Source organism: Nonomuraea sp. NPDC049625, from assembly GCF_040675285.1.
In the GTDB taxonomy this organism is placed as follows: Bacteria; Actinomycetota; Actinomycetes; order Streptosporangiales; family Streptosporangiaceae; genus Nonomuraea; species Nonomuraea angiospora_A.
Map to the genome: position 1 here is coordinate 172,266 of NZ_JBFAOQ010000006.1, position 13,187 is coordinate 185,452.

General features: G+C 73.9%; 14 protein-coding genes. 9 read left to right on the top strand and 5 right to left on the bottom strand.

Annotated elements, in window-relative coordinates; all coding sequences use genetic code 11:
- The 4 genes from AB0J87_RS26800 (at position 1) to AB0J87_RS26815 (ending at position 5,664) form a co-directional block, all read left to right on the top strand.
- Entirely contained in the window at positions 1-1,140 is a 1,140-nt protein-coding gene (locus tag AB0J87_RS26800; RefSeq protein ID WP_363969373.1) for an exonuclease SbcCD subunit D, read from the top strand.
- A complete protein-coding gene (locus AB0J87_RS26805; RefSeq protein ID WP_363969375.1) occupies positions 1,140-3,566 on the top strand; it encodes an SMC family ATPase in 2,427 nt (808 codons plus the stop codon). The genes AB0J87_RS26800 and AB0J87_RS26805 overlap by 1 nt, the downstream gene beginning before the upstream one ends.
- Positions 3,563-4,507 (top strand): hypothetical protein, encoded by a 945-nt coding sequence (locus AB0J87_RS26810; protein WP_363969377.1) that lies wholly within the window; start codon positions 3,563-3,565, stop codon positions 4,505-4,507. Before AB0J87_RS26805 ends, AB0J87_RS26810 begins: the two co-directional genes overlap by 4 nt.
- 152 nt (positions 4,508-4,659) lie before the next feature.
- Positions 4,660-5,664, top strand: a complete 1,005-nt coding sequence (locus tag AB0J87_RS26815; RefSeq protein WP_363969378.1) for an ABC transporter permease — start codon at positions 4,660-4,662, stop codon at positions 5,662-5,664.
- A 4-nt stretch (positions 5,665-5,668) separates the two neighbouring features.
- On the opposite strand, the gene AB0J87_RS26820 is transcribed toward AB0J87_RS26815, so the two are convergent.
- A complete protein-coding gene (locus AB0J87_RS26820) occupies positions 5,669-6,055 on the bottom strand; it encodes a cupin domain-containing protein (protein ID WP_363969380.1) in 387 nt (128 codons plus the stop codon).
- Between the two features lie 166 nt (positions 6,056-6,221).
- Here AB0J87_RS26820 and AB0J87_RS26825 point away from each other — a divergent pair, with 166 nt between their 5' ends.
- Positions 6,222-6,635, top strand: coding sequence for a ribonuclease domain-containing protein (locus tag AB0J87_RS26825; RefSeq protein WP_355202410.1), 414 nt, complete (start codon positions 6,222-6,224; stop codon positions 6,633-6,635).
- A gap of 12 nt (positions 6,636-6,647) precedes the next feature.
- Positions 6,648-7,016 carry a barstar family protein gene (locus AB0J87_RS26830; RefSeq protein WP_363969382.1) on the top strand — a complete coding sequence of 123 codons (369 nt, stop codon included), beginning with the start codon at positions 6,648-6,650 and terminating at the stop codon, positions 7,014-7,016.
- Positions 7,017-7,032: 16 nt separating this feature from the next.
- Here the strand turns inward: AB0J87_RS26830 and AB0J87_RS26835 are convergent, their stop codons facing one another.
- From AB0J87_RS26835 to AB0J87_RS26850, 4 genes are all read right to left on the bottom strand, one after another.
- Positions 7,033-8,763 carry a hypothetical protein gene (locus AB0J87_RS26835; RefSeq protein WP_363969384.1) on the bottom strand — a complete coding sequence of 577 codons (1,731 nt, stop codon included), beginning with the start codon at positions 8,761-8,763 and terminating at the stop codon, positions 7,033-7,035.
- Positions 8,690-10,150: an FAD-dependent monooxygenase gene (locus AB0J87_RS26840; protein ID WP_363969386.1), complete on the bottom strand. Its 1,461-nt coding sequence runs from the start codon at positions 10,148-10,150 to the stop codon at positions 8,690-8,692. Before AB0J87_RS26840 ends, AB0J87_RS26835 begins: the two co-directional genes overlap by 74 nt.
- Before the next feature lie 169 nt (positions 10,151-10,319).
- On the bottom strand, positions 10,320-10,832 hold the full coding sequence (locus AB0J87_RS26845; RefSeq protein WP_363969388.1) for a fasciclin domain-containing protein: 513 nt from the start codon (positions 10,830-10,832) through the stop codon (positions 10,320-10,322).
- Positions 10,833-11,245: 413 nt separating this feature from the next.
- Positions 11,246-11,395 (bottom strand): hypothetical protein, encoded by a 150-nt coding sequence (locus AB0J87_RS26850; protein ID WP_363969389.1) that lies wholly within the window; start codon positions 11,393-11,395, stop codon positions 11,246-11,248.
- 71 nt (positions 11,396-11,466) lie between these two features.
- Here AB0J87_RS26850 and AB0J87_RS26855 point away from each other — a divergent pair, with 71 nt between their 5' ends.
- The 3 genes from AB0J87_RS26855 (at position 11,467) to AB0J87_RS26865 (ending at position 13,178) form a co-directional block, all read left to right on the top strand.
- Complete coding sequence (locus AB0J87_RS26855) at positions 11,467-11,718, top strand: hypothetical protein (protein ID WP_363969391.1); 252 nt, start codon at positions 11,467-11,469, stop codon at positions 11,716-11,718.
- Positions 11,719-11,771: 53 nt separating this feature from the next.
- The gene (locus AB0J87_RS26860; RefSeq protein WP_363969393.1) at positions 11,772-12,254 is read left to right on the top strand and encodes an NUDIX hydrolase; all 483 of its coding nucleotides are present in this window, start codon (positions 11,772-11,774) and stop codon (positions 12,252-12,254) included.
- Positions 12,255-12,362: 108 nt separating this feature from the next.
- Positions 12,363-13,178, top strand: coding sequence for an alpha/beta hydrolase (locus AB0J87_RS26865; RefSeq protein ID WP_363969395.1), 816 nt, complete (start codon positions 12,363-12,365; stop codon positions 13,176-13,178).
- Positions 13,179-13,187 lie beyond the last annotated feature (9 nt).

A 13,187-nucleotide genomic window follows, 5' to 3' on the forward strand; every position in this document is an offset into this window, starting at 1 on the left:
GTGAAGATCCTGCACACCGCGGACTGGCACGTGGGCAAGGTGCTCAAGGGCCGCCCCCGCTTCGACGAGCACCGGGAGGTGCTGCGCGAGCTCGTCGCCGCCGCCCGCACCCACGACGTCGACGCCGTCATCGTGGCCGGCGACCTGTTCGACACCTCGGCGCCCACGCCCGAGGCCCAGTCGCTGGTGCTCAACGCGCTCATGGCGCTGCGCGGCGACGGCAGGGACGTGGTCGTGCTGGCCGGCAACCACGACAACCCGCAGCTGCTGGAGGTCTACCGGCCGGTGCTCGGCAAGCTGGGCCTGCACGTCATCGGCTCGTTCCGGCGCCCGGACGCGGGCGGCACGCTCGCCTTCACGGCGCGCTCGGGCGAGCCGGTGCGGCTGGCGGTGCTGCCGTTCCTGTCGCACCGCTACGTCGTACGCGCCGCCGAGGTCCTCACCGGCACCGCCGCCGACCACAACCGCGACTACGCCGCCCGCATCGGCGAGCTGATCGGCGCGCTCACCGCCGGCTTCCACGCCGACACCGTCAACCTGGTCACCACCCACGGCACCCTGCCCGGCGGGGCGCTCGGCGGCGGCGAGCGGGAGGCGCAGTCGATCTTCTCCTACTACTTCGAGCCGACCGCGTTCCCGACCGCCACCCAGTACGCCGCCCTCGGCCACCTGCACCGCCGCCAGCAGATCCCCGGCCCGTGCCCGATCTGGTACAGCGGCTCGCCGCTGGCCGTCGACTTCGGCGAGGAGGGCAACACCCCGGGGGCGCTGCTGGTCGAGGTCACCCCGGGCAAGCCTGCCGTGGTGCGGGAGCTGGCCTTCACCTCGGCGCGGCGGCTGCGCACCGTGCGCGGCACGCTGGAGCAGCTGGAGGCCATCGAGCCGGGCGACGACTGGCTCAAGGTGATCGTGGAGGAGAAACCCCGCGTGGGCCTCGCCGACGACGTGCGCGGCCTGCTGAACGGCGCTGTTGACGTGGTCCTGGACGAGCGGTTCCGGCCGGTGCCCGCCACGCGCAGGACCGGCTCGGCCGAGCGCAGCCCGCGCGAGCTGTTCCGCGAATACCTGACCGCCACCGGCCGCCACGACGAGCAGGTGGCCACGCTGTTCGACCGGCTCTACGACGAGGTGACCGGCTGATGCGACCCCTCCTGCTGCACCTGGACCACTTCGGCAGCTTCCGCGAGCCGGTGACCGTCGACTTCTCCGACACCGAATACTTCGCGCTCGTGGGCCCGACCGGCGCCGGCAAGAGCACGATCATCGACGCGATCTGCTTTGCCCTGTACGGCACGGTGCCGCGCTGGGGCAGGGAGAACTCCATCGCCCACGCCCTGGCCCCGTCCGTCGCGGCCGGCAAGGTGGCGATGGTGTTCGACAGCAACGGGCGGCGCTTCGGCGTGGCCCGGTCGATGGTGCGCGACGCCAAGGGCGCGGTGCGCACCAAGGAGGCCAGGCTCGACGAGCTCGACCCGGCCTCGCCGCTCGAGCAGGCGTTCGACGCGGTGGTCAAGCCGCTCGCCGAGGGCGAGAACGTCACCCCGGAGGCGCAGCGGGTGACCGGGCTGGAATATCGGTTCTTCACCCAGTGCGTGGTGCTGCCGCAGGGGCGCTTCGCGGAGTTCCTGCACGCGGCGCCGCGCGAGCGGCAGGACCTGCTGGTGCAGCTGCTCGACGCCGACGTCTACGAGCGGATCAGGCAGAGCGCCGCCCGCGAGGAGGAGGCCGCCAAGCAGGCCGCCTCCTTCGCCCGCGACCAGCTCACCAAGCTGTCCGGCGCGACCGCGGAGGCCGAGCGGGAGCTGGCGGAGCGGCTGGAGGCGCTGCGGCGGCTGGCCGAGACCATCGGCGCCGACCTGGACCTGCTGCGGGCCCGCGAGGGCGACATCCGCCGGGCCGAGCAGGAGCTGGCCGCCATGGCCGAGCGCCGGTCGATGCTGTCGGCGCTGCGCATGCCCGCCGCCGTGCCCACGCTGGCTTCCGCCCGCCGCGCCGCCGCCGAGGCGGTCGAGGCGCTGACCGGCGAGGTGGCCACGCTGGAGGCCGACGACCACGAGGCGTACGAGGCGCTGGCAGCGCTGGGCGACCGGGGCGCGCCTCGGTCGGCGCTGACCGCGCTGGACGCTCGCGAGCGCCTGGCCGCCGACGCCGCCCGCGCCCGCGCCGAGGCCGCGACGGCCGCCGCGTCGCTGCGGGACCTGGCCGGCGCGCGGGAAGCCGCCGAAGAGGCGCTGACCGCCGCCGAGACCCAGCGGGAACGGCTGCGCGACGCCCACGCGGCCGCCCACCTGGTCCCGCGGCTGGCCGTGGGCGAGCCGTGCCCGGTCTGCCGGCACCCCGTCTCCGAGCTGCCCCGACACGAGCCGCCCGCCGACATCCGCGCCGCCGACCGCGTCCTCGCGGGCACGCGCGAACGCGCCGAGCGCGCCAGGGCCGCCCACGCGCGGGCCGAGACCTCGGCGTCGATGCTCACCACGCAGGCCGAGCGGGCGGAGTCCGAGCTGGCCGCGTTGCCCGCCCCCGGGGACCGGGCCGAGCTCGAAGGCCGGCTGGCCGCGATCGCCAAGGCCGACGAGCTGGCCACCCAGGCACGCAGGGCGCTGCGCGCCGCCCGCGGGAAGCTGGACGAGGCGCGGGCCGGCGCCGAGCGCACCGAGCGGCAGGCCGAGAGCGCCTGGCGGGAGCTGGAGGCGGCCCGCGACCGGCTGCTCGTCTCCGGCCGGCAGGAGGACCCGCCGCCGCTCCTCGACCGGCGCGACCTGCACCGGGCGTGGACCGAGCTGCTCGGCTGGCGGGACCGGGCCGCGCAGGCCGCCCGCGCCGAGCTGGCCGAACGCGAGGAGCAGCTCGCGCAGGCCCGCGCCCGGCTCACGGCCGACCGCCGCCGGCTGACCGAGCGGCTGGCCGAGCACGGCGTGGTCGCCCCGCGCGACGCCTCGCCCGACCAGCTCGGCGCCGCCGTCGCCGGGACCGTCGCCCGCGCCGACAGCGCCCTCGAGCGCCTCAAGGAGGAGCGCAAGCGCGCCGCCGACCTCGAGCTCCAGGCCTCCGGGAAGGAGCACGAGGCCAAGGTCGCCCACGAGCTCGCCCTGCGCCTGCGGGCCAACGCCTTCGAGCGCTGGCTGTGCGCCGAGGCCCTGGCCGTGCTGGTCGCCTCGGCCTCCGACACGCTGCGCGAGCTGTCCGACGGCCAGTACGAGCTGGCCCTCGGCGACAAGACCGGCGACATCGAGGTCATCGACTACGGCGAGGCCGGATTGCGGCGCAGCGCCCGTACCCTCTCCGGCGGCGAGACCTTCCAGGCCGCCCTCGCGCTGGCCCTGGCGCTGTCCGGCGCCGTCGCCCGGGGCCTGGACTCGATCTTCCTGGACGAGGGGTTCGGCACGCTCGACCCGGCCACGCTCGACACCGTTGCCGGCACCCTCGAACGCCTGGCCGCCGGCCAGGACCGCCTGATCGGCGTCGTCACGCACGTGCCCGCGCTGGCCGATCGCGTGCCGGTGCGCTTCGAGGTCAGGCGCGACGGCAAGGGCTCCCACGTGCGGAAGGCGGCCATCGCTCCATGACGGGATTCACCGTCGACCCGTGGGACCCCGGCTACGCCGCCGCCCTCGCCGTCGAGAACCTCTCCGAGATGGGCGCCACCAGCGCCGAGCTGGTCATCGACATCGAGCGGCCGGCCGCCGACTGGAAGCCCGTCACGCCCGGGCCCGACGCCTCCCCTCCCGAAACGCTGCTGGTGGCCGACGGGGTCCGCAGGATCGACGCCCGCGTGTGGGTCGACGATCCCGACGCGCCCATGCCCGTCCCGGGGATCGCGGCGTCGTACGCGGCCGGCATCGTCCGCTGCGGCCCGGACGGCGCCGACCTCGCGGCCATCCAGGTCAACCGGTCGCTGATCTCCGCCTCGCCGCACACGCCCGAGGTCAAGACCACGCACGCCACGTACGAGCCCAGCAAGGCCGCCGACGCGAGCTTCGAGGAGCTGTCCCTGGCGTTGCAGCGGCTGGTCACCCAGCTGGAGGTGGACCTGGCGGTGCGGCACCGCGACCGCGGCGACGACCTGCTGCTGGTGGACGGGCCGCTGCGGGGGCGTACGCACCTGCCGCGCACGATCGGCTACATCAAGACCCACCACACCGCCTACCTGCCGCCGCCGCAGTCCGCGGTGGTCGCCGCGCTCGCGCCGGGCCAGCGCACGCCCGTGTTCCTGATGGGCACGAGCTGGCGGCGGCACGCCTGGTACCTGCGGCTTCCCGTCCAGTCGTCGGCGCCGTGGGCGGGCGTGGCGCGCTGCGAGGCCAGCGCCGAGCTGGAACCGGCCCAGGTCGTACGGCTGGCCGACGCGGTCACCCTCGCCCTGCCGCCGCTGGCCGGCGTGGACTACAAGGACCCGCGCGCGCCGCAGAACCTGGTCCCCATCGGCGGCCTGGAGAAGCTCCTGCGCCACCACCTGGGCGACAGCCGCCTGCTCTACCGCGCGCTGCGCACGGCGGCGGCCGGATAACCGCCCGCTCCGCACGGCGACGGCCGGTCCGCCACGTGCTCGACCGCGGGCCGGCGCGTTCTGGGAACGGGCCCGTCACGAAAGGCTTCGCTAGCCGTCACGGAGGGAATGTCAGCGGCCCTGACCGGCGGGCGCCTGCCTAGCGTGGGCGCATGGGTGACTGGTGGGCGGCCTTCAAGCGATCGCCGTACTTTCCCGCGTCCGTCCTGGCGCTGATCCTCTCGGCGGGGGCGGGGCTGTTCGCCGGGTCGTACACGTACGCCATGGCCTCCCCGACGCCGCACCACATGCCCGTGGCGGTCGTCGGCGTCAGCGCCCAGACCGTACGCGGGAAGGCCTTCGTCGCCGGTCTGGAGCAGTCTTTGGAGTCCTCGCTCGTCCTGCGCTTCCAGCGGACGTACGCCGACGCCGTCAGGGCCATCGAGGAGCAGCGGGCCTTCGCCATATTCGCGGTGCGCGGGAACGACGTCGAGATGGACGTCTCGAGCGCCTCGGGCGCGTCGGTGGCGCTGCTGCTCGTCGAGCAGGCTCCGCGCGTCGCCGCCCGGGTGGGGGTGCGCCTCACGATGAGGGACATCAAGCCGCTCCAGCGGGCCGACCCGCGCGGCCTGGCGATCTTCTACATCACGCTCGCCTCCGTGATCATCGGGTTCACCGGGGCGGCCCAGCTGAGCGCCAACGCCGCCCAGCTCAATCCCGGCGAGCGGATCGCCTTCACCGCCGCCTACGCCGGGCTCGGGGCGTTCGCCATCGTGGCGATCGTGGACTGGCTGCTGGGCGCGTTGAAGCTGCCGGTCCTGGAGTCGTGGTTGATCCTGGCGCTGACCATGTTCGCGACGGGGATGGTGTTCACCATGTTCCACACCTTCCTCGGACGCTGGGCGATGCTTCCCACCTGGGGGCTGATGGTGCTGCTGGGCAACCCCTCCTCCGGCGGGGCGGTGTCGTGGCCGCTGCTGCCGTCACCGCTGGGCGTCATCGGCCGCTGGCTGCCGCCGGGGGCGTCGGTCAACGCCCAGCACACCGCCGTCTACTTCCGCGACCACCAGAGCCTGATGCCGTTCCTGGTGCTGGGGGCGTGGTCGCTGGTGTCCTGCGCCGTCTTCCTGATCTGGCGCGGACGCCACCCCAGGGGCCGCACCGACGCCCCCTCATGAGCGGTCAGCCGCGTGGGGCGCGGCGGTCGCGGCGGCGTTCGAGCTCTTCCTCGCCGACCAGGGTGAGCATCGGCTCGCCCGGGGCGCACAGCATCACGACGACGAAACGGCTCCACGTGTCGGGGAGGTTGTTGGCCGCCTGGTAGTGGATGACGTCACCGCCCGGCTCCCAGAAGGCCTCGCCGGCGCGGATGACCCGCTCGGGCTCGCCCTCCAGCTCGAAGATCATTTCTCCTTCGAGCATGTAGCCGAAGACCGGGCCGGCGTGGCGGTGCGGCGGGGTGCCCGGGTCCCCCGGTGGCAGCTCGATCAGGGCGGTCATCGAGCAGGCCCCTTCGGGGACCGTGGGGTGCTGCTCCTGAAGGAGGGTCAGGACGGTGTTGGATTGCATGTCCAGGAGGCTATGGGCCATTCGGCCCTATGAGATGGGCCATTTGCGGTCCGACCGATTGGACCAATTCCGAGTGTTCATCTTTCCTTTAGTGATCTTTGTCGTTATTTGCCCCATTCTGCGGGGATCATTGCGGTGTCCGTCGCACCCCCCACGAGGAGGCTTCGTGCACACCCCGCAACGCTCCGGACGTTCCTGGCCGGTGAGGCTCACCGTCGTCCTCACCGCCTTCGTGTCCCTCATCGGCCTGGTCGGCATCACCCCCGCCAACGCGTCGGTCTACAACTCCTGCACCATCTCGCGGTGCTCCGACGCGCGCTCGGCCAGCTCGACCTGGGCCTCCAAGGGCTACCCCACCTCCAGCGGCTGGTACTCCTGGCCGGACGGCCGCTACAACTACACCGGCGGGCGCTTCTACAACCGCGAGGGCCAGCTGCCCAGCGGCGCCACCTACTATGAGTACGACGTGTACTCCCGGGCGCGCGGGGCCGCGCGTGACGCCTACCGGATCGTCGTGAACCGCAGCACCGGCGTGGTGTGGTTCTCGCCCAACCACTACACCGACTTCTACCGCCTGTAGGGACGCACGCCCATGACCTCCGCCGAACGTCCGCTGCCGTCCTGGCTCACGGTGTCCACCGGCCCGGCGCCGGCGGTGGTCGACGGGCGGGCCTGCCGGACCCGCGCCGCCTTCTTCGAGGAGGTGGCGCGGGTGCTGCGCCTGCCCGCCTACTTCGGCCGCAACTGGGACGCGCTCACCGACTCGCTGCGCGACACCGGCGCCGTCGCCCTGTTCGTGGCGCACGCCGAGGAACTGCTCGGCGACGAGCCTCCCGAGCAGTTCGCCACGCTGCTGGCGGTCCTCTCCGACGCCGCCGAAGCCGGGCTGACCGTCACCCTGAACACCGACCCCGCCCATGAGGCCCTGCTCCGGGAGCGGGCCGCCGCCGCACTGAGCTGAACCAGGGCGACCAGCACTATGCGGAGCACAGGTACGGGCGGGAGAGCGTCAGGGCGGTCGCCGTGAGGGCCATCCCGAACAGGACCGGCGCGAGGTGCCAGAGGTCGACGTACCCGATGGCCAGGTGGGTGAGGACGGCGGGCACGAACCCGGCGACGGCCGCGAGCGTCAGCGTCCACCACACCCACGACTCACCGCGCCGCCATCCCCAGGCGCTCAGCAGGGTGATCGCCGCCGCGGCGGCCAGCAGCGCCCCGCCGAACCCGGCCCTGTCGTGCGCGACGAACGGCAGCAGCCGCGTCCCGGCCGCCGCCCGCAGCGCGTCCGGTCCCGTTCCCAGGTACTCCAGGTCGCTCGGGACGAAGACGCCGCCGAGACCGACGGCCGACACGGCCACGCCGCCGACGAACAGCCCCACCCCGGTGACCACCATGAGGAGCTGGCCGGTGAGCGCCCGGCGGCGTTCGCGTTCGGGTCCGTCCGGGCGGGAGGTCCATCGCGGGCGCTCCCGGGGCCGCCGGGCCGCGGCCAGGAACATGGGGAGGAGCACGACGGCCAGCGCCGTGTGCAGCGGCTCCACGTACCCGTGGGTGAAGAGGTACGGCACGGCGGCGAACCCGATCGCCCCCGAGACCAGGTACGCCTCGCGCGCCCACGGCCACCCGCGGCGCATGCCCCCGGCGGCGAGTCCGAGGTAGAGGACGCCGACGGCCACCATCGTGCCCGCCAGCGTGATCCGGTCGTGCCGCAGGAAGTGGACCAGGTGGTGGTTGACGGCGTGTAACGCCTCCTGGTCCATGTCGAGGAAGGCGCGGTCGTACCAGAGCAGCACCGGCCCGAGCGCGACCGCCGCGGCGACGAGCCCGGCGACCGCGATGACGGCACCGGTCACCAGCCCCCACCACCAGCCGGGCCACCGGCGGGGGTCACGGCCGACGGCCCGCAGCGAGGGGGCGGGCGCGGTGGGGGTCGCCGCCTCCATCACCCGACCGAACCACCCGGGGCCTGCCTCGATCAGCAGGGCCGGTGTGGCGAGCACGATCTTGGCGGGATCGGCAAGAATGCGGACCGCCGCTCCAACGGCCGGGGAAGCGGGCAACACGATGCCCCCTTCACCCACCCCCACACCACACTCGGCCCCGCCCACCCCCACGCCGCGCTCAAGTTCACCCTCCTCCACTCCGCGCTCCCCCCGGGGCACGCCGCGCTCTGCCCGGGACTCCTCCACGCCGCACTCCGGCCGGTGCTGCTCCTCGTCGTCCGTCGGCAGGATCGCGTCCACGTGTGCTGCCAGGGCGGCGGTCACGGCCGGGTCCCCCGTGCGGACCAGCAGCGGCACCCGCCTGCCCGCCGCCGCCTGCCGTACCAGCGGCACGTCCGCGAGCCCGACCGGCTCCACCAGGATGAGCCCCGCCCCGAGCGGCGGCAGCGCACGTACGGCGTCCCGGGCCACCTCCGGCGGCACCGCCGCGCCCAGCCGGCTGCGCACCGCCACTCCGCCCACGGTGCCCGACAGATGCGCGGGCGGGTGCCGATGCCCGAGCAACCGCGCGACCGCCCGCCCGCCGCCGGGCAGCGATCCCGTCCAGGCCAGCGTCCGCAGCGCCACCCGCCGCGACCGCCGTACGCCCAGCAGCGCCCCCGCTATCCCCCGCAGCGGCTGGTACGTCCAGTCAGGCATCGCTCCCCGGCCCTCCACCCCGTCCTCCGTCCGGCCCTCCACCCGGCTGTCCGCCCGACCCTCCACCCGGCCCTCCACCCGGCGGTCCGCCCGGCGGTCCGCCCGACCCTCCGCCCGGCCCTCCGTCCGGCCTTCCATCGAGCTCGGGCAGCGGGTCGGTGCCCCGTTCCGCCGACTCGGGTGGCGTCCACCCGAGGAGTGGATCCATCGACCGCAGCAGCAGCCCGGGCGGCACCATGCGGGCGGCGAGGTTCCGTGACCACGCCCCCGGTCCCCACGCCATCAGGGACGCCGCCCCCATCCGGGCCGATCGGCGCACGATCGCCTGGGTACGAGGCCGCCGCACCCGGTCGTACCGTGCGAGCGCCACGTCCACTCCGCGGTCCGAACGCAGGCCGGCGGCCAGCGTGACCGCGTCCTCCAGCGCCGTGCCCGCCCCCTGCCCCAGCGCCGGATCCATCGCGTGCGCCGCGTCCCCCAGCAGCGCCACCCTCCCCCGCACGTACGTGGCCAGCGGCGGCATCGCGTACACGTCGTGGCGCAGCGCGGCGTCCTCGGGCACGGCCGCCAGCAACTCGGGCACCGGATCGGGCCAGCCGCCGAACCTGCTCACGAGCCCCGCGTACGCGTCCTCCTCGCCGCCTTCGGGCGCCCGGGCCGCAGCGAAGCAGTAGAACCGCCCGTCCGGCAGCGCGGCGAACCCGAAGCGCTCTCCGCGCCCCCAGAAAATCGCCCCTTCGGCGCCTCGCCCGCCCAGCGGCTCGGTCACCGCCCGCCACGCCGTACACCCGGCATACCGAGGCGCCCGCGACTCCGGCCACCCCTGCCGCCGCACCCGGCTACGGATCCCATCGGCCCCCACCACCAGGTCCGCCCGCACCTGCCCGCCTCGGTGCTCGACCACCACCCCCGCACCATCCGCCCGCACCCGCCCGGCTCGGTGCTCGGCCGGCTCCTCCTCACCGCCCGCCCAGACCCGCCCGCCCCGGTGCTCGACCATCGCCCCCGCGCCGTCCACCCGCGCCCGTACGTCCCGATACTCGACCACCACCCCGTCGCCGTCCGGCCGCACGGCTTGCACCTCGCCGCCGGGCCGCAGGAGGTCCGCCGGCAGTGCCGCCACGAGGACCCGCACCAGCTCGGCCCGGTGCACCATGAGCAGCGGCCACCCGTGACGCCTCGTCACGTCGGCGTTGTCGGTCCTGGACAGCCATCGCCCGGCCCGGTCCCGTACCCCGCCCACGGTCTCCACGCCGGCGATCGCCCGCACCCGGTCGGCCAGGCCCAATGCGGCGAGGGCGCGCGTGGCGTTCGGCCAGAGCGCCAGCCCCGCCCCGATCTCGCCGAACTCGACGGCCCGCTCCAGCACGGTCACCCGCCACCCGATCCGGTGCAGCGCGATCGCCGCCGCCAGCCCTCCGATCCCCCCGCCGACCACGACCGCAGCAGGCACGACCCGCACCCCCGACATCCTTTTGAGCGACTGCTTAATAAGACCATAGACCGATTTAAGCGATCGCTCAACCGCCCCAGTCGCGGCCGGCAACCCTGGCATGGGAAGGACAGGAGCCGGCGGGGAGCGCGGCCGATGGCGACCGCGCTCCCCGATAGGGCAGATCCCGTCAGTGGGGCAGCAGGATCTTGTCGACGATGTAGACGGTGGCGTTGCTCGTCGTCACGCCGCCGCAGACGATCTTGGCATCGTTGATGGTGAGGTTCTCACCGGAGCCCTTCACGGTCAGGGACCCGCCCTGCATGGTCTTGAGCGTGGCGCCCTCGACCAGGTCGGACGGCGCCTTCTTGCCCATCACGACGTGGTAGGACAGCAGCTTGGTCAGCGCTTCCTTGTTGGCCATGAGCTTGTCCTGGGCTTCCTTCGGGATCGCGTCGAACGCCTTGTTGTCCGGCGCGAAGACCGTGATGTCCGTGGCGGAGTCCAGTTTCTCCTCGAGCCCGGCCTTCTTCACCGCCTCCGACAGCTTGGACAGCTCGGAGATCTTGGAGAGTGCGGTGCCGACGGGCTCGTCCGCGACCTCGGCCAGGTTGCCCTCGATCGCGGAGCAGCCGGGTCCGGACGGGCTGGCGGCGGCGGTCGCGGTCGGCGAGGGCGACATTTCCGGAGAAGTGGGTGACATTTCCGGAGAGGTGGGCGACATCTCTGGCGAAGTCGGCGACATCTCCGGGGCGGCGGTCGTTTCCTCCGGCGATGGCACCGGCGTACGCGTGTGGACAGCTGCGCCGGCGGTACCAGTGGCACCGGCGGCCAGCGCCAGCGCCGCCGCGAGAAGCACTTGTTTCACTGTGATCCCCCCGAGTTCGGAGTGCCGCGGCGGGCGGACCTGCCACGGCTCGAACGCAGCCCCGGGCTCGCACCCCGGCTGCCTCTCCAGTGTGGGCAGCCATTGAGAACACGGGAGTTACATTTCACCCAAAAAGCCACAAAAGCCGTACACCACAACTTTTGCCCGCCATATCTCGGCGCAGGTTTGGAACCCGACGGTCCCTGGCCCGCCGGAGCCCGCGGGCCTCGGGTCCCTTTAAGAAGCGTTCAGAGCAGCGGCCGCAGGGCGATGATCGCGCCGTGCGTGGGCAGCGGCGGTTCGGCCGCCGCGACCTGGTCGAGCCGTTCGATGTCCCGTACGGCCGCCTCCACCGCGCTCCCGACGGCGGGCACGTCGGCGCGGGCGCGCTCCGGCATCACCACCACCATCCGCGCCGACGTGCCGCTGACCTCGGGGAAGACGCGGGAGAGGCGGTCGAGTGCGTCCTGTGACTGCGAGCCTGACGGACCCGGCGCGGCGCGACGCCGTCCGGCGCGGGCAGGCCGACGGCGTCTTCCACGACCACCTGCCCGCCGAAGTGCTCGCGCCCGCCCTCGGCGCCCTGATGCTGTCGCTGCTGGAGAGCGTCAACGCCGGCCTGTGGGAGGACTCCGGACCGGGGGCCGCCACCGCGATCCTGATCGGGGCGGGGGTGCCCCCCGAGCGCGCGGCCGGCGGGGCGGCCGGGCCGGCGCGCTGAGAGACGGCCCGGCGCTACCGGGATCCCGGGGGCGGAACGGGTAGCGTGGACGGATGAGCAAGTCGTTCCTGGAGCCGGCCGAGTGGTACGCGACCCTTCCGGCGTTCTACGCCTCGGCGTGCGTGCTGCTCACCGATACCGAGGACCGGGTCCTCATGGTCAAGCCCAACTACCGGCCCCACTGGGCGATCCCCGGCGGCATCATGGAGGCCGACGAGCACCCCCACGAGTGCGCGGTCCGCGAGGTCGAGGAGGAGCTCGGACTGCGCGTGACGGTGAGCCGGCTCCTGGTGGTGGACTGGGTGCTGCCGGTGGGCGACCGGCCGCAGAGCATGGCCAACTTCCTGTTCGAGGGCGGCACGGTCACGGATCCGAGCCAGATCGTCCTGCAGGTCTCGGAGCTCGACGACTTCGGCTTCTTCCCCTGGGACGAGGCGGCCGGGCTGCTCCCCGCCACCACCACCGCCCGCATCCCGGCGGCACGGCGGGCACGCAAGGACGCCCGCACCGTCTACCTCCCCTTCACCCCCCAGTAGCCCCTCTCGGTACGTCCAGGCAGCTGTGATGCGTTCCGCGCGGCCACGAAACCTAGGGACTCTAGGAAATAGGCTAGCATCCCTAGGAGCGACCGAAAGGGGATCATCATGGCCACGCTGGACGTACCAGGCGCCAGGCTTTACTACGAGGTCAGCGGCGACGGACCCGCACTCTTGCTGCTGCCCGGCGGCGGCGGTGACGCGGCGGTCTTCGACGCACTGGCCGGCCCGCTCGCCGAGCACTTCACGCTCATCACCCTCGACCCGCGCGGCTACTCGCGCAGCCGCCTCGACGGCCCGGCCGTGGACCAGCGGGTCGAGGTGCAGAGCGAGGACGCCCGCCGGCTGCTCGACGCCGTCACCCCCGACCGGCCCGCCTGCGTCTTCGGCGGCAGCAGCGGCGCCATCGTCGGCCTCGACCTGCTCGCCCGGCACCCCGAGCGGGTGCGCCGCCTGGTCGCCCACGAGCCGCCGTGCTTCGCCGTCCTCCCCGACGCCGCCGCGCAGCGGGCCTTCGTCGAGGAGGTTCACCGGCTCTTCCGCGAGCAGGGGCTCGCGGCCGCGTCCGCCCGGTTCATGGAGGGCATCGGCGGGACCCTCCGGCCGCTGCCGGACCCGGCCTCGCTGCCGCCCCGGGCCGCCGAGATGATGACCCGGCTGATGAACAACGCTCCGATCATGATGGAGCATGAGTTGCGGCAGTTCACGTCCTACGTCCCCGACCTGGCCGCGCTCGGCCGCGTCTCCGACCGGCTGGTCCTGGCCGCCGGGCGCGAGACCAGGGGGCACCTGCCGTACCGGCCGGCCGCGCTGCTGGCGGAGCGGCTCGGGCTCGGGCTGGTCGAGTTCCCCGGCGGGCACAGCTTCACCGACGCCCCCGACGAGTTCGCCAAGCAGCTGATCGAGGTGCTCACCGCCCCCTGACCGGGGCTC